The organism is Arsenicicoccus dermatophilus (assembly GCF_022568795.1).
GTDB lineage: Bacteria > Actinomycetota > Actinomycetes > Actinomycetales > Dermatophilaceae > Arsenicicoccus > Arsenicicoccus dermatophilus.
In genome coordinates this window covers 1289242-1309049 of record NZ_JAKZHU010000001.1, presented here as the reverse complement: position 1 = coordinate 1309049, position 19808 = coordinate 1289242, and the positions used below count along the sequence as shown (strand labels likewise).

Sequence of the window (19808 nt, the reverse complement as noted above, 5' to 3'; positions counted from 1 at the left end):
GGGCGAGACGGTGATCAGAGAGGGAGGGCGAGGTCGACGGGCTCGACGACCTCGACGTGCATGGCGCGGACCTGGTCCGGTCCGGGCACCTCGGTGCCGGGCAGGCAGACCGCGGCGGAGCCGAACGCCACGGCGGTCCGCAGGGCGGTGGCCGGGGTGTCCCCGTGGGACAGCGCGTGCAGGTAGCCCGCCAGCAGCGAGTCACCCGCTCCGACGGTCGAGAGGGGGTCGGTGATGGTGGCCCGGGCGTGGGCGACCTCGTCGGCGGTGACCAGCAGGGCGCCCTTGCTCCCGAGGCTGACCACGACCGAGCCGACGCCGCCCGCGATCAGGTCGCGACACGCCTCGACGACGTCGCCGACGGTGGGCAGACGGCGGCCCACGAGCTCCTCCAGCTCCTCGTCGTTGGGCTTGATCAGGTCGGGTCCGGCCGCGACGGCCGCGACCATGGCCGGTCCGCTGGAGTCGATGGCGACCCGGGCGCCGGCGGCGTGCCCGCGGCGGACCAGGTCGGCGTAGAAGTCGCCATCCAGGCCGGGGGGCAAGGACCCGCACCCGACGAGCCAGGTGAGCCTGCGGTCGGCGTGGCGGTCCACCGCGGCCAGCAGGCCGGCGACCTCCTCGGGGCTCAGGTGCGGACCCTGCTCGTTGACCTTGGTGGTGGTGCCGTCCGGCTCGACGACGCCGACGTTGGCCCGGATGCCCTCGGCGACCGGGACGGTCTCGACGGACAGGTCGATCTCGCGCAGCAGGTCGGTCATGATCACGCCGTGGGGCCCGCCGACGGGCAGGACGGCCACGGTCTCGGTGCCGTGGGCAGCCAGCGCCCGGGAGACGTTGATGCCCTTGCCGCCCGGGTCCATCCGGGAGTCCGAGGCGCGCTGGACGGCGCCGCGCTCGAGGCGGGCGACCGTGATCGTGCGGTCGACGCTGGGGTTGGGGGTGAGGGTCAGGATCATGTGCGGACCACCTCGGGGCCGTGGGCGGAGATCTCGGCGGCCGTGTCGGGATCGAGGCCGCCGTCGGTGATGAAGGTGTCGATGTCGCCGAGCCGGCCGAAGCGGGAGAAGTGGGCGACGCCGACCTTGGTGTGGTCGGCGAGCACGACGACCCGCTGGGCGACGCCGATCATGGCGCGCTTGACCGCGGCCTCGGAGGGATCCGGGGTGGTCAGGCCCTCGTCGATGGTCAGGCCGTTGGTGCCGATGAAGGCGACGTCCACGTGCACGTCCCGCAGTGCGTCCACGGCCCAGGCGCCCACCGCGGCCAGCGTCTTGGCCCGGACCCGTCCGCCGAGCAGGTAGAGCGCCACGTCCTCACGGCTGCTGAGGGCCTGGGCGATGGACAAGGAGCTGGTGACCACGGTCAGCTCGCCGCCGGTGGGGAGCAGGTGCGCCAGGGCCAGGGTGGAGGTGCCGGCGTCCAGCAGCACGACCCCGCTCTCGGGGACCAGCTCGCGGGCCCGCTGGGCGATCGCGGACTTCTCCGCGGTCCGCTGCTCGGCCCGCATCTGGGTCGTGGGCTCGAAGGCGAGCTTCTCGACGGCGATGGCCCCGCCGTGGACCCGGCGCACGAGGCCGTGCCGCTCGAGGACGGTGAGATCGCGTCGGATCGTCTCCGGGGTCACGTCGAGCTCGTCCGCCAGCCCGGCCACCTCGACCCGCGACTGGGACCGGGCCCGCTCCACGATGAGCTGGTGTCGCTCGTGCTGGTGCACTGGATGTCTCCTATCCACGTCCTCGTCGGACAGGTGTCACCTTAGACCCGGATGTGTCCGTTTGTCAGGACGGAAACGATCGGACGTGGGGCCCTGCTGCGATTACCGGTCATCTCGGATGTTGGAACAGACTTTGCGGATCCGGCCCGGTGGTCGCGGCGGTCCTAGGCACCGGACGCGACCCCCGCCGCCCAGGGCCGTCCGAAGCATCCGTCGTGAGCCACCTCGGCCAGCGGCCGCCGGCCACGACGGCGGCTCCCTCGGACGCCCCGGGACCCGTCGGTGGGCGGGTGACCCAGCGCGAGGAGGCCGACCAGACGGCGCTGCGCAGGGATGCCGAAGGCCCGGCGCACCGCGTCCTGCCGATCGGCCGGGATGCCGCACAGCAGCCCGCCCAGGCCGGCGTCGTGCACGGACAGCAGCGCGAGCAACGCCGCCATACCGGCATCGACGTCCCACCAGGGGACCGGCCACCGGGCGAGGTCCCGGTCGGTCCAGCCCTTGTCCGGCTCGGCGTAGCGGTCGAGGTAGCGCTCGGGGTCGCTGCACACGATCACCAGGCAGGGCGCGGTCATCACCCCGCGGGCCCAGGTGTCGGGCGGTCCCGGCCGCCGGGTCGCCTCCCAGTAGCGCGCGACGTCCCCGGGCCGACGCAGCACCACGAAGTCCCACCCCTGGGACCACCCGGCGCTGGGGGCGCGGGTCGCCGCCTGCAGCGCCCGGGTGATCGTCGCCTCGTCGACCGGCCGGCCGGGGTCGAAGCGGCGCAGCATCCGGCGTCCCCGGACCAGCTCCTCGTGCTCCATGGCGCGAGCCTGGCACGACCTGCCGACAGACCCCTGCCGACATACCTGCCGGACGCGCCCCAGGCCCCGCCGGACCGGGCGCGCCCCACCGCGCCCAGGACCGAGGCCCGTGCCACGCTAGGCCCCATGAGCGAGCAGCGCGGCAGCCTCGGACCTGGTCGGCTGGGGGTCTCCGACCCCTCCGCGTGGGAGGCGGACGTGGTGCTGCGGGACGGCTCCGTGTGCCACCTGCGCCCGATCCGGCCGCAGGACCGCGCGGGGATCCAGGCCTTCCACGCGCGACAGTCGGCGGAGTCGATCTACCTGCGCTTCTTCGCCCCCGTCAAGGAGATCAGCGACAAGGACCTGACCCGCTTCACCGAGGTGGACCAGCTGAGCCGGGTGGCCCTGGTCGCCACGGTGCGCGAGGAGATCATCGGGATCGGTCGCTACGACGTGGTGACGCCGGGCGTGGCCGAGGTGGCCTTCAACATCTCCGACCACGCGCAGGGCAAGGGCATCGGGTCGGTGCTGCTGGAGCACCTGGCCGCGATCGGGCAGGAGCTGGGCGTCGAGGAGTTCGTCGCCGACGTGCTTCCGCAGAACCGCAGGATGATGCGGGTCTTCACCGACGCGGGCTACGAGGTCAGGCACCACTTCGACGACGGCGTCATCGCGGTGTCCTTCCAGATCCGCCCCACCGAGCGTTCCGAGCTGGTGCGGCTGTCCCGCGAGCACCGCGCCGAGGCCGAGAGCATCAAGGCGGTCGTGGAGCCGGCGTCGGTCGTGGTGGTGGGGGCGAGCCCGCGGGTCGAGGCCCTCGGGCACCTGGTGCTGGACGACATCCTGCAGGGGTCCTACGCCGGCCGCCTCCACGCGGTGCACCCCACCGCCACCCAGGTGCTCGGCGTCCCCTGCCACCCCACGGTGACGGCGATCGGCGAGCCGGTCGACCTGGCCGTGGTGTGCGTGCCCGCGGACGCGGTGCTGGACGTCGTGGACGACTGCGTCGCCGCCGGGGTCCGGGCGCTGGTCGTCGCGTCCGACGGCTTCGCCGAGGCGGGCCCCGAGGGGCTGGAGCGGCAGCGGGAGCTGCTGCGGCGGGCCCACGCCGGCGGGATGCGCGTGGTCGGGCCCAACACCATCGGCATCGCCAACACCGACCTCGGGCTCAACGCCACGGTGACGCAGCACCTGCCGCGGGCCGGCGGGCTGGGGCTCTTCGCCCAGAGCGGGGCCCTCGGGGTCGCGCTGCTCGCGGCCGTGGACGGCCGTGGGCTCGGGATGTCGGTGTTCGCGTCGGCGGGCAACCGCGCGGACGTCTCCGGCAACGACCTGATGCAGTACTTCATCGACCACGAGGGCACCCGGGCCGTCGGCATGCACCTGGAGTCGGTCGGCAACCCGCGCAAGTTCTCCCGGATCGCCCGCCAGCTCGCCGCCGTCAAGCCCGTCGTCGTGGTCAAGGCCGGGCACTCCGGGTATGCCGTCCCGCCGGGTCACACGGTCCGCCAGGCGCGGGTGCCGCGGGGGGCCTTCGACTCGATGATGGCCCAGGCCGGCGTGATGCGGGTGGAGTCCATCGCCGAGCTGTGCGACGTCGCCGCACTGGTCGCGGCCCAGCCGCTGCCGCAAGGACGGCGGGTGGCCGTCGTCGGCAACGCGCACGCCCTGGGCGCGCTCACCGCGGACGCCTGCCTCGCCCGCGGCCTCGAGGTCACCCACGGCCCGGTCTCCCTGGCTCCCGAGGCCACCGCCGAGGAGTTCGGCCAGGCGCTGCACGCGGCCCTGGACGACGAGGACGTCGACGCCGTCCTCACGAGCTTCATCCCCCCGCTGGTCACGGCGGACGAGACCGTCGTCGAGGCGGTGGCCGCCATCGCGACCGATGCCCCCAAGCCGGTCCTCAGCACCTTCCTGGGGATGCGGCTCGGCGACGCCGCCAGCCGCGCCGCCCCCGGGCTCGCGGGCGGCTTCCCGATCTATGCCATGCCCGAGGACGCGGTGCGGGCGCTCGACCAGGTCAGCCGGTATGCCGCCTGGCGGCAGGCCGACAAGGGGGAGCGGCTCACCTACGACGACGTCGACCGGCACGCGGCCTTCGCGGTCGTCGACGCGGTGCTCCAGGACTGTCCCGAGGGCCGGGCCCTCACCGACGACGAGGCAGCCCGCCTGCTCGCGGCATACGGCATCGACGTCTGGCGCCGGATCCGCGTCCGCACGCCCGAGGAGGCCGTCGCCGCCGCCGACCTGGTCGGCCGCCCGGTGGTCGTGAAGTCCGTCTCCCAGGTGCTGCGCCACACCCCGGGGCTCGGGGCCCTGCGCCTGGACCTGGACGACGACGAGGACGTGGTGGAGGCGGTGGAGCACCTGGAGGCGCGGTTCGCCTCGGTGGGGGACCCGGCACTCGTGGTCCAGCGGATGGCCGAGCCCGGCGTGGCCTGCGTGGTCGGCTCGGTGGAGGACCCGCTGTTCGGACCCGTCGTGAGCTTCTCGGTGGCGGGCACCCCCACCGACCTGCTGGAGGACGTGGCGCACCGGATCCCACCGCTCACCGACGTCGACGTGGCCGACCTGGTGCGCTCGGTGCGGGCCTCGCCCTTGCTGGCCGGGCACCGCGGCGCCCAGCCCGTCGACCTGGACGCGCTGCACGAGGTCGTCGGGCGGGTCAGCCTGCTGGCCGACGACTTCCCGGAGGTGGCCGCGCTCGAGCTCAACCCGGTGAGCGCCCGCGCCGGTGGGGTGGACGTGCTGGGCGCCGACGTGACCGTGGCACCGCCCGCCCTGCGGACCGACGCGGACCGCCGCGCCATGCCCACCTGACCCCGTGACCACCTGGGCCCAGGACCACCTGAGCCCCCGTAGCGGCGACCGTGCACGCCGCCAGGGCGAGGACGAGGTGGCGCGCGCCAGCGGTCCGACCACCGTCCGGGGTGCCAGAATGGCCGCCATGCCCAGAGCCTCCGTCAGCCCAGCCGACCTGCTGCCGCACAGCCTCCGCCGGGACATCGAGCGTGCCGGCTACTACCCCGCGCTGGTGGCCGACGTCGTGGCCGAGGCCGTGGCGGGGGAGGACGTCGTCGAGCACCTCGTGCACCAGGAGACGACCTTCGACCACGAGGAGATCCTGCGACACCTGACCGTGCTCGTCCTCACCCGCTCCCGGCTCGTGGTCGGGCACGTCGACGACCACCTGGAGATGCACGCCGAGCCCGGCGTGCCCCGCACCGGCCGGGCCGGGGAGCGCCCGCCCGGCGCCGGGGATCCCGTGGTCATGGCGACCTCCGAGTCGGTGCCGCTGGCCAGCGTCCGCGGCGTGATGCTCACCCACGTCGTCGGCTCCGCCGCGGCCTACCGCCCGGGCACGCTCGGGTCGGAGGTGACCGTGACCCTCGGTTGGGGCGCGGTCAGCCGCATCGACCTGCCGCCCGCCTCGTGCGCGGACCCCGCCTGCGAGGGCGACCACGGCTACGACGGCACCGTCACCAGCGACGACATCTCCTTCCGGGTCAGCGCCGACGCCGACGGCCCCGAGGCGGTCCAGCAGGCGCGGGCCTTCGCCCGGGCCCTGTCGCTGGCCACCGGGCGGTGAGCGTGCGCAGCAAGGGCGGGCTCCTCGGCCGGGCCTACACCGGGCTCGGCCTGGCCGACGTGCTGCCGGGCGTGGCCCGCTCCCTCGGGGTCGACCTCGGCCCCGCCGAGGTCGCCAAGGTGCGGCTCCCGCCCTCGCGCCGCGCCGTCGTGGTGCTGGTCGACGGCATGGGCCGCCGGCTCCTGGACGCCCGACGAGGCCACGCGCCCTTCCTGCGCCAGGCCCTGGACGGCTCGCCCGCCCTGCAGTCCGGCTTCCCGTCGACGACGGCCACGAGCATGGGCACCTTCGGCACCGGCCTGCCCCCGGGGGCGCACGGTCTCGTGGGCTACCAGGTCCTCGTGCCCGGCGAGGACCGCACCTTCAACGAGCTGGCCTGGGACGAGGGCGTCGACCCCTTCGCCTGGCAGCCGCACGAGACGGTCTTCGAGCGCTGCGTGGCCGCCGGCGTGGCGGTGACCCGGATCGGCCCGCACTTCTTCGACGGCTCCGGGCTCACCAACGCCGCCCTGCGCGGCGGCCGCTTCCAGGGCGCGATGGACCTCGACGCCCGGGTCGAGGTCGCCTCCCGAGCCGCCGCGGCCGACCCGCGCACCCTCGTCTACCTCTACTGGGGCGACCTCGACAAGGCCGGCCACGTGCACGGCTGGCAGTCCCCGCAGTGGACCGCCGAGCTGGAGCACGTCGACGACCAGCTCGCCCGGCTGCACCGGATGCTCCCGCCCGACTGCGCCCTGCACGTCACCGCCGACCACGGCATGGTCGACGTGCCCGTGGACGCCCGCACCGACCTGGCCCGGGTGCCGGACCTGGCGGCCGACGTCCGGCACGTCGGGGGCGAGCCCCGCGCGCTGATGCTGTATGCCGAGCCCGGCGTCGCCGCCGCCACCATCGCCAGCCGCTGGGCCGCCCACCTGGGCGACCAGGCCCTCGTGCTGACCCGCGAGGAGGTGCTAGAGCGCCGGCTGATGGGTGTCGTCGCCGACCGGGTCGCCCCCCGCATCGGCGACGTGGTCGTGGCCATGACCGGCGACATCACGGTCGTCGACTCGCGATCCATGCGCCCCGAGCTGATGGCTCTGGTGGGCGTGCACGGCTCGGTGACCGACGCCGAGACCGCCATACCCCTGCTCTCCTGGACGCCGAGGAGCGGCGCGTGACCGACGCCGCCCGCGAGACCCGCCCCGCCCCGGACCAGAACCCGCTCTTCGGCATCTGCCACCTCGCACCCGCGGTCGGCCGGCTGCGGTTCCACGCCGGGCTGATGGGCGCGGGCAAGTCCGCGCTCGCCATCCAGGTCGGCTTCCACCGGCGCCAGGCCGGGCGGCCGGGACTCATCTTCACCTCCGCCGACCGCGCGGGCGGGGGCACCCTGTCCTCCCGGCTCGGGATGTCGGTCAGCGCTCGCGAGTTCGACCCGGCCACGGACTTCGTGGACACCCTCGGGGAGGCGCTCCCGCCGCGCGGCTTCGTCATCGTCGACGAGGCGCAGTTCCTCACCCCCGGGCAGGTGGAGCAGCTGGCCCGGGTCGTCGACGAGATGGCCGTCGACGTGGACTGCTTCGGGCTCCTCACGGCCTTCGACTCACGGACCTTCCCCGGGTCGCAGCGGCTCGTCGAGCTCGCGGACGACATCCTCGACCTGGTCGAGGTGCTGTGCTGGTGCGGGCAGGCCGGCCGGGTCAACGCCCGGATCGAGGGCGGCCGGGTCATCCGCTCGGGCTCGCAGGTGGCGGTCGGTGACCTCGCCGGCGGGGGAGCGGGGGCGACCTACCGGGTGCTGTGCCGCCGGCACTGGCGCGAGGGGGACCTCGGCCGGGCTCTCCTCGGATGACCGGTCCTGACCTGGAGGTATGCCGTCGCCGAGCCCCTGACGGGCGGCTCGGCCGGGGCAAAGGCGACCCCCGCGTCGGCGGTCCCGGGCGCGGTTCGTTAGGTTGGTCGCACAAGGACGAGCCTCTCGGCCCGCGGGCCACAAGATTGTCAAGGGAGACGATCGATGACGCAGTACGTCTACGACTTCGAGCACGGTGACAAGGACCAGAAGGACCTGCTCGGAGGCAAGGGTGCCAACCTCGCGGAGATGACGAAGCTCGGGCTTCCCGTCCCGCCCGGGTTCACCATCACCACCGAGGCGTGCCGGGCCTACCTCGCCCAGGGCCAGGCTCCCGCCGAGCTCGGCGTGCAGGTCACCAAGGAGCTGCGACTGCTGGAGCAGAAGATGGGCCGTCGCCTCGGCAACTCCGAGGACCCGCTGCTCGTGTCGGTCCGCTCCGGCGCCAAGTTCTCCATGCCCGGCATGATGGAGACCGTCCTCAACATCGGCCTCAACGACGACTCCGTCGAGGGCCTCGCCCGCGTGGGCGGCGACGACCGCTTCGCGTGGGACTCCTACCGCCGCCTGATCCAGATGTTCGGCGCCACGGTCATGCACATCGACTCGAGCAAGTTCGCCGAGGCGCTCGACCGCAAGAAGCAGGAGCACGGCGCCAAGACCGACCCGGAGCTGTCCGTCGACGGGCTCAAGGAGCTCGTGGACGAGTACAAGGAGATCGTCCGCGAGGAGACCGGCCGCGACTTCCCGCAGTGGCCGCGCGAGCAGCTCGACATGGCGATCATCGCCGTCTTCAAGTCGTGGAACACCGAGCGCGCCCGCCTCTACCGTCGCCGGGAGCGCATCCCCCACGACCTGGGCACCGCCGTCAACGTCTGCACCATGGTGTTCGGCAACATGGGCGAGTCCTCCGGCACCGGCGTCGCCTTCACCCGTGACCCCTCCACCGGGCACGCGGGCCACTACGGCGACTACCTCATCAACGCCCAGGGCGAGGACGTCGTGGCCGGCATCCGCAACACCATGTCCCTGGCGGACATGGGCGACCACCACCCCGAGCCGTTCAAGCAGCTCGAGGCCAACCTGCGCCTGCTGGAGACCCACTACCGCGACCTGTGCGACGTCGAGTTCACCGTCGAGCGCGGCAAGCTGTGGATGCTGCAGACCCGCGTCGGCAAGCGCACGGCCAACGCCGCCTTCCGCATCGCCGGCCAGCTCGTCGACGAGCAGCTGATCACCATGGACGAGGCCCTGGAGCGTGTCACCGGCGAGCAGCTCGTCCAGCTCATGTTCCCCCAGCTCGACCCCAACGGCGAGCGCACCCTCGTCACCAAGGGCATGGCCGCCTCCCCGGGCGCCGCGGTCGGCAAGGTCGTCTTCGACTCCGCCGCCGCCGTCGAGCAGGCCGCGCAGGGCGAGGACGTGCTCCTGGTCCGTCGCGAGACCAACCCCGACGACCTGTCCGGCATGATCGCCTCCCGCGGCATCCTCACCGCCCGCGGCGGCAAGACCTCCCACGCGGCCGTCGTGGCCCGCGGCATGGGCCGCACCTGCGTCTGCGGCGCCGAGGAGCTCACCATCGACCCGGTCGCCAAGACCATCACGGTGGGCGGCAAGACCTACGGCGAGGGCGACTGGATGTCCATCGACGGGGCCACCGGCGAGGTCTTCGAGGGTCGCCTCGAGGTCGTGCCCAGCCCGGTCATGCGCTACCTCGAGGAGGGCCTGGAGGCCGGCATCGAGGGTCAGGACGACGAGACCGTCGAGCTCGTCCGCGCCGTGGACCGCATCCTCACGCACGCCGACTCCGTCCGCCGCCTGCAGGTGCGCACCAACGCCGACACCGCCGAGGACTCCCAGCGCGCCCGCCAGCTCGGTGCCCAGGGCATCGGCCTGTGCCGCACGGAGCACATGTTCCTGGGCGACCGCCGCGTCCTCATCGAGCGGATGATCCTCGCCAAGGAGGAGGGCGAGAAGCAGGCTGCGCTCGACGCTCTGCTGCCGCTGCAGCGCCAGGACTTCGTGGAGATGCTCGAGGCGATGGACGGTCTGCCCATGACCGTGCGTCTGCTCGACCCGCCGCTGCACGAGTTCCTGCCCGACCTGACCGAGCTGTCGGTCAAGGTCGCCGTGGCCGAGGCCAAGGGCGAGTCCGACCAGCACGACACCGAGCTCCTCGAGGCCGTCCGCAAGCAGCACGAGTCCAACCCGATGCTGGGTCTGCGCGGCGTGCGTCTCGGTCTGACCGTCAAGGGCCTGTTCGCCCTGCAGGTGCGGGCGCTGGCCGAGGCCGCCGCCATCCGCAAGCAGGCGGGCGGCGACCCTCGCCCCGAGGTGATGGTCCCGCTGGTCGGCTCCATCAACGAGCTCGACCTGATCCGCGACGAGTCCGAGCAGATCATCCGCACGGTGGCCGAGGAGAAGGGCGTGGAGCTGTCCATGCCCATCGGCACCATGATCGAGCTGCCTCGCGCCGCCCTCACGTCCGAGCGCATCGCGGAGTCGGCCGACTTCTTCTCCTTCGGCACCAACGACCTGACGCAGACCACGTGGGGCTTCTCGCGCGACGACGTCGAGGCCGCGTTCTTCAACAACTACATGGACAAGGGCGTCTTCACGGTCAGCCCCTTCGAGACCCTGGACCAGACCGGCGTCGGCCGTCTGGTGAAGCTGGGTGCGGAGGGCGGTCGCAAGGGCAACCCGGACATCCACCTCGGTGTGTGCGGTGAGCACGGCGGCGACCCGCAGTCGATCCACTTCTTCCACGGTGTGGGTCTGGACTACGTGTCCTGCTCGCCGTTCCGCGTCCCGGTGGCCCGCCTCGAGGCCGGCCGCGCGACCGTGGGCGACAGCAACGCCACCGCCTGATCCCATCGGCAGCCGCAGGGCGCCTCCCCCGACGTGGGGGAGGCGCCCTGCGTCGTCCCCGTCGGGTGACGAGGTGCCTGGCCCAGGGCCGACGTGCGCGGGCGCGACGACCCGCCGGGAGCACGGCAGGCAGGGCCGTGGCAGCAGCGCAGGCCGCGCGCCGGGGGACCGGCCCCGGCGCGGACGAGGACTACTTGCCGTCCTTCTTGGCGGAGCCGAACATGATGTCGTCCCAGCTGGGGACCGACGGCCGTCCCGCCCTGCGGCGCTGCTGGGCACGTCGCTGTCCGCCCGTCCGCGCCGTGGGCTCGTTCACCGACGCCTGCAGCCCGGGGACGGACGCCGGCGCAGGCGCAGGCTCCTGCTGGGGCGGGGCCTCGGCCGCCGGTGCCTGCGCCCTCGGGGGCGCGGGGCGGGGTGCAGACGGTTCGGGCTTCGACGGCGCCGGGGTGGGCCGCTCGTCCGGAGGGGTCGACCCCGGGACCGGCGTGGCCGCTCGCGAGCCGGTGCCCCGGGTGCGGTTGGCGAGGGCGATGGCATCGTCGGCCGGGTCGAGGTCCCGTCGACGGCGGACGGGCTCCACGGGTACGATGCGGGGCTCGGTCCGCTCGACCTCGACCGCGGGGGAGTCCTGCTCGCGGTCGGTCGCGGGCGCCTGGGGGACGGTGGCCGCCGCGGGCTCGTCGACGGCAGCATGAGGGGCAGGTCGGCCCGCCCGTTCGCCAGGTCGGGGACCCTCGTCCTCCGCGCGGGCGGCGCCGCAGGGGGCCGGAGGCTCCGGGCGGTCGGCCGACCGGGCCGCGCCGCTCACCCGACCGCGTGGGGACGAGAGCGGTGCCGCTGCGTCCGGCGGGGCCTCGACCGGGGTCGAGCCGTCGGCCTGGTCGGTGCGATCCGACCCTGGGCCCGTGGGGCCGGCGAGCGGGGGAGCTGGGGCCGGGGCCGAGGATGCCTGGGGGGTCGCTTCCGACATACCGGAGCCGCGCCGAGAGGCGGGGGGCTCGGCCCGCTCCGCCGGCGCCGGGTCGTCGCCCGGGCTGGGGGCGACGGCCTCCACCGCGGCGTCCAGCCCGGACACCGGGGTGGGGCCCGTCGCAGCCGGGGTGATCGGAGGCCGGCCCAGGACCCCGCCCGCCGGCTGACCCAGGTCTGCCGGGGGCTGTTCGCTCTCCTCGTCGCTGCGGCCGGGGCCCGCGGCGTCCGACCGCTGGGTGCCGGGGGGGCGGGTGCCGGTGCCACGCGTCGTCGCCCTGCGCGACCGGCGCCGACCGGCGGCGCTGCGCTGGCGCATGGAGGCGACCAGCTCGGCCTCCTCGTCGTCCTGCCGTCGTCGGCCGGCGATCACCGGCGGAGGGGTCTGGGCGAGGCGACGCTCGTCCGGTGGTGCGGTGTGCGGCAGGTCGGCCGGAGGCTGAAGCGCTCGCCGGGGCGGTGTCGCGTTGAGGGGCACCAGTGGCTCGGGGCCCTGCCCCTCGGCGTCGCCGCTGAGCCAGCGCGCCTCGTCGTCCACGGCGGTGACCCCGCGGGTGCCGAGGTCGAAGTGCCAGCGTGCCTCGCGCAGGCGCCCGCCCGCGGCGAAGGTGAGGGCCAGCGTCCACGGGGATCCCTCGGTGCGCCAGGCATCCCAGGAGGCGGTGGCCGCGTCGACTCCGCGCTCGTCGAGACGTTCGGCCACTCGGGTGGCGAGCATCTCGGCCCCGCCGGCCGCGTTGCGCAGCCGCACGGCCGTCGCCAGCCCCGCGACGTGCTCACGCTCGGCGATGATGGGTCCCTCGAACTTCGCGATCTTGTCCCTGGACCAGCCGGTCAGCTCGGCGACCTCGTCCGCCGAGGCGCCGCCCCGGATGAGGGCCTGGACCTGACGTGGGCTGATCGTCGGCGGCTCGGAGAACCGCTGGTCAGGACGGGGCCGCTCGTGGCGGATCAAGGAGCGCAGCGCCGGGTCCAGGACGAGGCGGTAGCGGGCACCCGCCTCGTCCACGAGGAGCAGGTGCACGCCGTCGTCGGCGAGTCCCACCAGCCGCAGGTCCTGCACGCTCATGCGATCTCCATCCTCGGCCGACACGTCCTCGCCTAGGTTTCCACGAATACGGCTGGTCACCAACCGTGGCGCGCCGTACCACTAGGCTGGTGAGCCATGCTCGCCTCCCACCCCGCGGTCCTTCTCGGGCTCGATCTGCTCGGGGTCTTCGCGTTCGCCCTCTCGGGTGGTCTGGTGGCGGTCCGCAAGGGCCTGGACGTCTTCGGCGTGCAGGTCCTCGCCTGCGTCACGGCGCTCGGCGGCGGTGTCGCCCGCGACGTCGTCCTCGACGTCCGCCCCGTGGGTCTGAGCGACTGGCGGCTCGTCCTGACCGCGGTCCTGGCCGGTTTCGTGGCGTTCGGCTATGCCCACGGGGTGCAGCGTTTCGCCAAGGTGGTGCTGACCATGGACGCGCTCGGGCTGGCGACCTTCATGACGGCGGGGACCCTGAAGGCGCTCGAGCTGGGTGCCCCCGCCCTCGAGGCGGTCCTCGTCGGACTCATGACGGCCGTGGGTGGGGGCATGATGCGGGACGTGCTCGCCGGCGTGGTCCCCGAGGTGCTCCGCACCCAGCTCTACGCCATACCTGCCCTGGCCGGCGGAGCGATGCTCGCTGCTGCGCACACCGCCGGGGTGCACAGCGTCGCGGTCACGCTCGGCTGCGCGGCCTTCGTCTTCGGGGTGCGTATGGCGGCCCTGCGCTGGCGCTGGCAGGCACCCCACCCCCTCGACCCTCCAGGAGTCCGTCATGACCCACCAGCCCGACGCCGCCGAGAGCGCCGCCGCCCCCTACGACGCCGTGCTCGTCCTGTCCTTCGGCGGGCCCGAGCGGGCCGAGGACGTGCTGCCCTTCCTGCGCCAGGTGACCGCGGGGCGGGGCATCCCCGACGAGCGGCTGCGGATCGTGGGGCAGCACTACTACGACCGCGGGGGACGCAGCCCGGTCAACGACCTCGGGCGGGCCCTGGCAGCGGCTCTGCGCGACGAGCTCGGGGCGCGCGGCTGCCCGCTGCCCGTCGCGCTCGGCAACCGCAACTGGGAGCCCTGGCTGGTCGACGCCCTGCGCGAGCTGCACGACCAGGGTGCCCGTCGGGTGGTGACGGTGGTGACGAGCGCCTACTCGTCCTACTCCTCCTGCCGGCAGTACCGGGAGAACCTCGCCGACGCCGTCGCCGCGCTGCACGCCGAGGGTCGCGACCTGGCCGTCGACAAGGTCCGGGTCTACGCGACGCTGCCGGGCTTCGCGGGGACCATGGCCGAGCTGACGGCGGACGTCGTGGCCGGGCTGCCGGGCGAGCGACTGGGGACCACCCGCGTCGCTCACGTCACCCACTCGATCCCGACGCCGATGCAGACCGGCTCCGGGCCGGTGGGCGACGACGAGGAGGGCTACGTGCAGCAGCACCTGCGGGTGGCCCGGCTCGCCGACGAGGCCGTCACCGCGCGGACCGGGCACGAGGTGCCGAGCGCACTGGTCTGCTGCTCGCGCTCCGGGGCGCCGGGTCAGCCCTGGCTGGAGCCGGACGTCAACGACCACCTCGAGCAGCTCGCGGGCGAGGGGGTCACCGACGTCGTCGTCGCCCCGATCGGCTTCGTGTCCGACCACATGGAGGTGGTCTACGACCTGGACACCGAGGCGGCGGCCACGGCCGAGCGGCTCGGGCTGCGCCTGCACCGGGTGCCGACCGTGGGCACCCACCCGGACTTCGTGGCGGGCCTGGCCGACCTGGTGCTCGAGCGGGCCGCGCAGGCCCGGGGCGAGGAGGTGCAGGCGGCGTCCGTCGCGGGTCCGGCCCTGTGGAGCGTCTGCCCTCCCGGATGCTGCCGCGGGCGGACGGAGCGCCCCGCCCTGTGCGGCGGCTGACCGTTCCCGCGGTGTCAGGATGGGCGTCATGACCGACCCGCTGATGCCCCCCGCCGGCACCGACCTGCCCGCCCTCGAACGTCTCGCCCTCCACGTCGCCCGCCGCTGCGGCCGGCTGGTCGTCGACGAGCGGCCCGACGACCTCGGGGTCGCGGCCACCAAGACGAGCCGCACCGACGTCGTCACCGTGATGGACCAGCGCTCGGAGGCGCTGGCCCGCGAGCTGCTGGCGACCGCGCGCCCCGAGGACGGCTTCCACGGCGAGGAGGCCGGACGGGTGACCACCCGGTCCGGGATCACCTGGGTCGTCGACCCCATCGACGGCACGGTCAACTATCTCTACGGCATCCCGGCGTATGCCGTGTCCGTGGCGGCCGTCGTCGGTGACCCGGACGTCCCGGGGGCCTGGCGCCCGGTCGCCGGGGCCGTCGTCGAGCCGGTCACCGGCGAGGCCCACGTCGCCCACCTCGGGGGCGGCGCGCGCCTGGTCACCGCCGCGGGCGAGCGGTCTCTCGTCATACCCGCCGCCGAGGACCTCGGCGCCGCCCTGCTGGCGACGGGCTTCGGCTACGAGGCGCAGGTGCGCGCCGAGCAGGGACGGGTGATCGCGCAGGTGCTGCCCTGCGTCCGGGACATCCGCCGGCGGGGGAGCGCGGCCCTGGACCTGTGCTGGGTCGCCGACGGCCGGGTCGACGCGTACTTCGAGCGGGGCCTGCACGAGTGGGACCTCGCGGGCGGCTGGATCGTGGTCACCGAGGCGGGCGGCACGGTGCGCGGGCTGGGGGACCGTGCCCCGGCGGATCCGGTCACCATCGCCGGTCCGGCGGGCCTGGCGGACGCCCTGGACGCGCTGCTCAGGCGTGTCGTCGACCAAACGTGACGGAGGCGCCACCGATCGGGCATGATTCGCCCGACGACCGGGGCACGAACTCGACCTCCGAGGTAGTGGACCGGGTCGAAGACGGGGGCGGTCCCCGCCAGGGCTGGATTCGAGAGGGCCGAGATGGCAACTGATTACGACGCACCGCGCAAGACCGACGACGACATCTCCGAGGACTCGATCGAGGAGCTGAAGGCCCGCCGCGGCGACGTCTCGTCCTCCAGCGTCGACGTCGACGAGACCGAGCAGGCCGAGGGCTTCGAGCTGCCCGGCGCGGACCTGTCCGGCGAGGAGCTGTCGGTGCGCGTGCTGCCGCGTCAGGCCGACGAGTTCACGTGCGGTCGCTGCTTCCTCGTGCACCACCGCAGCCAGCTCGCCAAGGAGGTCGGTGGCCAGCCGATCTGCCGCGAGTGCGCCTGACGTGACCAGCGGGTATGCCGGTCCGGGTGGGGTCGAGGTGCTCCTGCTGCGTCTCGACGACGGGTTGCCGGACCCGGCCTACGCCCGGGACGGGGACGCGGGTGCCGACCTGCGCGCCCGTGAGGACGTCGCCCTGGCCCCGGGCGAGCGTCGGCTGGTGCCCACCGGCGTGGCGATCGCGCTGCCCGAGGGCTACGCGGGTTTCGTCCACCCGCGGTCGGGCCTGGCGCACCGGCACGGGCTGACCGTCGTCAACGCCCCCGGCACCGTGGACGCGGGCTACCGGGGGGAGATCTTCGTCAACCTGATGAACACCGACCGGGTCACCCCGGTCGAGCTGAGTCGTGGGGACCGCATCGCCCAGCTGGTGGTGCAGCCCGTGTCTCGCGCGGAGTTCGTCCGCGTAGACTCCCTGCCTGGATCCGTGCGTGGCGCGACCGGGCACGGGGCCAGCGGGACGGCCTGACCGGGCTGTCCCGCGATGACGACGACACCGACGATTGCCGAGGACCCCGTGGCCTTCTTCCGCCGAGACAAGTCCCAGTCCGCCGACGCCGCCGGGCCGCGGCCCGAGGAGCAGGTGGCCCTCCGGGAGCACGGGCCCTACGACCGCTCCGAGGTGTCCGACGTGACCGACCGCCTCGACCTCGGCGGGCTCCTGGTCCCCGGTGTCGACGGCATGGAGATGCGCCTGGAGCTCGACCAGTCGACCGGCGACGTCGTGGCCGTGACCTGTCACCTGGGTGAGTCCGTCCTCCAGCTGCAGGCCTTCGCCGCGCCCCGCACGCTCGGGATCTGGGACGACATCCGCGACGAGATCGCCGCGGGCATCGAGAACGCCGGCGGCTCCGCGCAGGTCTTCGACGGGCCGCACGGGACCGAGCTCGCGGTCATGATGCCGTCGGGCCCGGGGCAGTACACCCCGGCCCGCTTCGTCGGCGTGGACGGACCGCGCTGGTTCCTGCGCGGCTTCCTCACCGGCCCGGCGGCCACCGACTCGACCGCGGCCGCTCCGCTGCTGCACCTCTTCAGCGAGGTCGTCGTGGTCCGCGGCGACCACGCGATGGCGCCGCGCGAGATGCTCCCCCTGCGGCTGCCGGAGATCGCCCAGCAGCAGGGTGAGCTGGTGGAGGAGGACCGGGGTCCTCGCGGCCTGGACGACCTGCAGCCCTTCGAGCGGGGCCCCGAGATCACCGAGATCCACTGATGGCGGTCGGCCGTCCCGGTCTGGTGCGCCGCCTCGTCGAGCGGATGACCACGCCCGTGGAGGAGCTGGAGGCCGACGAGCTGCGCTCGGACGCCGATCGGCTCGGTGCCACGTCCATCGCCGAGCTGGTGGACCGTCAGATCGCTACCGTGTCCGGCGCGGTCCGCTCCACCACCCTCAGCCCCGAGGGTCGCGTGCCGGCGCTCAGGGCCGAGATCTACGACGGCAGCCAGCCCCTGCAGCTGGTCTGGCTGGGGCGGCGTCGGATCGCCGGCATCCGGCCCGGCGTCTCGCTGACCGCCCACGGCCGCGTGTGCCGGGCCGAGGGCTATCCCACGATCTACAACCCGCGCTACGAGCTGCTCCCCGGCCGTGGTGCGACGCCGACCGCGCCCGCCGCACCGGCCGAGGAGACCCGCCCGTGACCCGGGCGGCGGCCCCGGCGGCCACCACGGTCGAGGAGGTCATCCGCGCCCGCCTCACCGCCGCGATGGGCGGGTGGCGCGGCTCGATCGAGGCGGCGCTGCCCACGGTCGCGTTCGTCGTCGTGTGGCTGGTCCGCCACGACGTCCGTGAGGCCGTCGTCGTGTCCGCCATACCGGTGCTGGTCCTGCTGGTGGCCCGACTGGTCCAGCGACAGACCGTGCAGTTCGTCCTCACCAGCCTGGTCGCCACCGCCTTCGCGGCGTTCTTCGCGCTGCGCTCGGGACGGGCGGAGGACGCCTTCCTTCCCGGCATGCTGGTCAGCGGGGCCTATCTCGTCGCCACCGTCACGTCCATCCTCGTCGGGTGGCCGCTCATCGGCTTCCTCGTCGGCATCGGCGACCCCGGCTTCAAGGAGGACCCGATCGCCTGGCGCCGGGACCGGCCGCTGGTGCGGGTGGCGAGCCGGCTCACCTGGATCCTCGCGGGACTCTTCGCGGTGCGCCTGCTCGTGATGCTGCCGCTCTACCTCACCCACCAGGTGGCGGCGCTCGGCATCGCCAAGGTCGCCCTCGGCTGGCCGGCCTACGTCGCAGCCATCGCGATCATGGGCGTCGTGCTCGTGCGCGGAGCGACCCCCATGGAGCAGCAGGCCGCCCGGGCGGCCACGCACGCCGACGACCTCGCCTGACAGAGCCTCGTCCGACGGCGCTGCCCGAGGCTCCCGCCGCCGCGAGCACCCCCGCGCCGGACGGCGTCGCGAGGGCCGGCCCTGTCAGAGGTCGTCCTCGTCCTCCGCGCCGGGGTCGACCTCGGCGCGGGGCTTGCGGGGGCCGGGGGAGAGCAGCGACTCCAGCTCGTCCTCCACGTCCTCCACGGTGAGGAAGAGCAGCTCGTCGCCGATCTCCAGGGAGTCGTCCCGGGTGGGGGCGATGGGCAGGCCGTCGCGGATGATGCCGACCAGGACGGTGTCCCGGGGCAGCGGCACGTCGGCGACGCGCGCGGCGGCATAGGGGCTCTCGGACGGCAGGGTCAGCTCCACCATCGTGGCGCCACCCTTGTTGAAGGTGAAGATCTGCACCAGGTCGCCGACGCTCACGGCCTCCTCGACCAGGGCGGTCATCAGCCGCGGGGTCGAGACGGCGACGTCCACTCCCCAGGACTCGTCGAACATCCACTCGTTGCGCGGGTTGTTGACGCGGGCGACGGTCCGCGGGACGCCGAACTCGGTCTTGGCGAGCAGGGAGACGACCAGGTTGGCCTTGTCGTCGCCGGTGGCCGCGACGACCACGTCGCAGTCGGCGAGCCCGGCCTCGGTCAGGGCCGTGATCTCGCACGCGTCCGCGAGCAGCCAGGCCGCCTCGGGCACCCGGCTGGCCTGGACGTCGTCGGCGTCCTTGTCGACGAGGAGGACCTGGTGCCCGTTGTGCAGCAGCTCGCGGGCGATGGACCGACCGACCGAGCCGGCTCCGGCGATGACGACACGCATGGCACTCTCACTCGTGGACGGGCGGGGCGGCGAGGACCCGCTCGATGTGGGGGATCTGGTCGGTCGTCGACAGGAAGCGCACGATGTCGCCCTCCTGCATGACGGTGTCGGGCCCGGGCAGCAGGCCCTGGCCGAAGCGGGTGAGGTAGGCGACGCGGGCCCCCGCGGCGGCCTCCATCGCGGTCAGCCGGTGGCCCACCCAGGCCGTGTCCACGGCGACCTCGCTCAGCGCGACCTGCCCGCTGGGGTCGATGAGCTCGGGCACGGAGCCCTGCGGCATCAGCCGGCGCACCACGCGGTCGACGGTCCACTGCACCGTGGCCACGGTCGTGATGCCGAGGCGCTGGTAGATCTCGGCGCGGCGGGGGTCGTAGATCCGGGCGACGACGTGCTCGACGCCGAAGGTCTCCCGGGCGACGCGCGCCGCGAGGATGTTGGAGTTGTCGCCGTTGCTGACCGCGGCGAAGGCGTAGGCCTGCTCGATGCCGGCCTCGCGCAGCGTGTCCCGGTCGAAGCCGATGCCCTTGACCCGGCGACCCTCGAAGCCACGCCCGAGGCGCCGGAAGGCCGAGGCGTTCTGGTCGACGACGGCGACCTCGTGCCCCGCCGCCTCCATCTTGAGCGCAAGGGTGGACCCCACGCGTCCGCAGCCCATGATCACGATGTGCACCCCGCCACGCTACACCGGTGGGGACTCAGGGCCGGTGCC

General features: G+C 74.1%; 18 protein-coding genes and 1 pseudogene. 13 read left to right on the top strand and 6 right to left on the bottom strand.

What is annotated here, in order from left to right; translation table 11 throughout:
- Positions 1–14: 14 nt before the first annotated feature.
- From pfkB to MM438_RS06105, 3 genes are all read right to left on the bottom strand, one after another.
- A complete protein-coding gene (gene pfkB, locus MM438_RS06115; RefSeq protein ID WP_241451626.1) occupies positions 15–959 on the bottom strand; it encodes a 1-phosphofructokinase in 945 nt (314 codons plus the stop codon).
- Entirely contained in the window at positions 956–1717 is a 762-nt protein-coding gene (locus tag MM438_RS06110; protein WP_241451625.1) for a DeoR/GlpR family DNA-binding transcription regulator, read from the bottom strand. The genes pfkB and MM438_RS06110 overlap by 4 nt, the downstream gene beginning before the upstream one ends.
- Before the next feature lie 164 nt (positions 1718–1881).
- Positions 1882–2523 carry a nitroreductase family protein gene (locus MM438_RS06105; protein ID WP_241451624.1) on the bottom strand — a complete coding sequence of 214 codons (642 nt, stop codon included), beginning with the start codon at positions 2521–2523 and terminating at the stop codon, positions 1882–1884.
- A gap of 126 nt (positions 2524–2649) precedes the next feature.
- Here MM438_RS06105 and MM438_RS06100 point away from each other — a divergent pair, with 126 nt between their 5' ends.
- The 5 genes from MM438_RS06100 (at position 2650) to ppdK (ending at position 10796) form a co-directional block, all read left to right on the top strand.
- A complete protein-coding gene (locus MM438_RS06100; protein ID WP_241451623.1) occupies positions 2650–5325 on the top strand; it encodes a bifunctional acetate--CoA ligase family protein/GNAT family N-acetyltransferase in 2676 nt (891 codons plus the stop codon).
- Positions 5326–5443: 118 nt separating this feature from the next.
- Positions 5444–6094, top strand: coding sequence for a DUF5998 family protein (locus tag MM438_RS06095; RefSeq protein WP_407568306.1), 651 nt, complete (start codon positions 5444–5446; stop codon positions 6092–6094).
- On the top strand, positions 6091–7254 hold the full coding sequence (locus tag MM438_RS06090) for an alkaline phosphatase family protein (protein ID WP_338155512.1): 1164 nt from the start codon (positions 6091–6093) through the stop codon (positions 7252–7254). Before MM438_RS06095 ends, MM438_RS06090 begins: the two co-directional genes overlap by 4 nt.
- The gene (locus MM438_RS06085; protein ID WP_241451621.1) at positions 7251–7928 is read left to right on the top strand and encodes a thymidine kinase; all 678 of its coding nucleotides are present in this window, start codon (positions 7251–7253) and stop codon (positions 7926–7928) included. Before MM438_RS06090 ends, MM438_RS06085 begins: the two co-directional genes overlap by 4 nt.
- A 165-nt stretch (positions 7929–8093) precedes the next feature.
- A complete protein-coding gene (ppdK, locus tag MM438_RS06080; RefSeq protein WP_241451620.1) occupies positions 8094–10796 on the top strand; it encodes a pyruvate, phosphate dikinase in 2703 nt (900 codons plus the stop codon).
- A 190-nt stretch (positions 10797–10986) separates the two neighbouring features.
- Here ppdK and sepH read toward each other — a convergent pair whose 3' ends face one another.
- Positions 10987–12837, bottom strand: a complete 1851-nt coding sequence (gene sepH / locus MM438_RS06075; protein WP_241451619.1) for a septation protein SepH — start codon at positions 12835–12837, stop codon at positions 10987–10989.
- 96 nt (positions 12838–12933) lie between these two features.
- Between sepH and MM438_RS06070 the strand changes: the two are divergent.
- The 8 genes and pseudogenes from MM438_RS06070 to MM438_RS06035 all read left to right on the top strand — a co-directional run.
- Positions 12934–13377, top strand: a pseudogene (locus MM438_RS06070) (trimeric intracellular cation channel family protein); the annotation flags it as partial.
- A 187-nt stretch (positions 13378–13564) separates the two neighbouring features.
- The gene (locus tag MM438_RS06065; RefSeq protein ID WP_241451618.1) at positions 13565–14680 is read left to right on the top strand and encodes a ferrochelatase; all 1116 of its coding nucleotides are present in this window, start codon (positions 13565–13567) and stop codon (positions 14678–14680) included.
- Positions 14681–14708: 28 nt separating this feature from the next.
- Positions 14709–15560 carry an inositol monophosphatase family protein gene (locus MM438_RS06060; protein ID WP_241451617.1) on the top strand — a complete coding sequence of 284 codons (852 nt, stop codon included), beginning with the start codon at positions 14709–14711 and terminating at the stop codon, positions 15558–15560.
- 123 nt (positions 15561–15683) lie between these two features.
- Positions 15684–15980 (top strand): DUF4193 domain-containing protein, encoded by a 297-nt coding sequence (locus MM438_RS06055; protein ID WP_241451616.1) that lies wholly within the window; start codon positions 15684–15686, stop codon positions 15978–15980.
- Positions 15949–16446: a dUTP diphosphatase gene (dut, locus tag MM438_RS06050; protein ID WP_407568304.1), complete on the top strand. Its 498-nt coding sequence runs from the start codon at positions 15949–15951 to the stop codon at positions 16444–16446. Before MM438_RS06055 ends, dut begins: the two co-directional genes overlap by 32 nt.
- A 15-nt stretch (positions 16447–16461) precedes the next feature.
- Positions 16462–17187 (top strand): DUF3710 domain-containing protein, encoded by a 726-nt coding sequence (locus MM438_RS06045; protein ID WP_241451615.1) that lies wholly within the window; start codon positions 16462–16464, stop codon positions 17185–17187.
- Positions 17187–17612 carry an OB-fold nucleic acid binding domain-containing protein gene (locus MM438_RS06040; protein WP_241451614.1) on the top strand — a complete coding sequence of 142 codons (426 nt, stop codon included), beginning with the start codon at positions 17187–17189 and terminating at the stop codon, positions 17610–17612. Before MM438_RS06045 ends, MM438_RS06040 begins: the two co-directional genes overlap by 1 nt.
- Entirely contained in the window at positions 17609–18301 is a 693-nt protein-coding gene (locus tag MM438_RS06035; RefSeq protein ID WP_241451613.1) for a DUF3159 domain-containing protein, read from the top strand. The genes MM438_RS06040 and MM438_RS06035 overlap by 4 nt, the downstream gene beginning before the upstream one ends.
- Before the next feature lie 84 nt (positions 18302–18385).
- On the opposite strand, the gene MM438_RS06030 is transcribed toward MM438_RS06035, so the two are convergent.
- Together MM438_RS06030 and MM438_RS06025 are read right to left on the bottom strand one after the other, a co-directional pair.
- The gene (locus MM438_RS06030; RefSeq protein ID WP_241451612.1) at positions 18386–19099 is read right to left on the bottom strand and encodes a potassium channel family protein; all 714 of its coding nucleotides are present in this window, start codon (positions 19097–19099) and stop codon (positions 18386–18388) included.
- A gap of 7 nt (positions 19100–19106) precedes the next feature.
- A complete protein-coding gene (locus MM438_RS06025; RefSeq protein WP_241451611.1) occupies positions 19107–19769 on the bottom strand; it encodes a potassium channel family protein in 663 nt (220 codons plus the stop codon).
- Between the last annotated feature and the right edge of the window lie 39 nt (positions 19770–19808).